Here is a 249-nt window from a genome sequence, read left to right as displayed (position 1 = left end):
CATTAGTTGAAGCTACAGTTGCGCTTAAAACAGCAGGTTGGGTAATGCTTAAACTTGCATTTACTATTTTAACACAAGCAGTATTGGCTTTATCTCTGATTTGTACATTGTAAGTTGCATTAGCTAGCGCAGTAAAAGTACCGCTATCTTGCCAAGTTGTACCACCATTGATGCTGTATTGGTAGGTGCCATAACCTCCTAATGGAGCACTAATGGTAATGGTTCCGTCATTGGCGCCATTACAAGTTA

Annotated in this window: 1 protein-coding gene; it reads right to left on the bottom strand. The window is 40.2% G+C overall.

The annotated features are described in order from the left end of the window. Nucleotides 1–249: SprB repeat-containing protein (locus ACSVH5_RS13470; RefSeq protein ID WP_438061926.1), on the bottom strand; the 249-nt coding region annotated here is incomplete at both ends.

The sequence above is a fragment of the Flavobacterium sp. RSSA_27 genome (genome assembly GCF_051547125.1).
Taxonomy (GTDB): domain Bacteria; phylum Bacteroidota; class Bacteroidia; order Flavobacteriales; family Flavobacteriaceae; genus Flavobacterium.
Note: the sequence above shows the minus strand (reverse complement) of the source record. Positions and strands in the feature narration are given on the sequence as shown.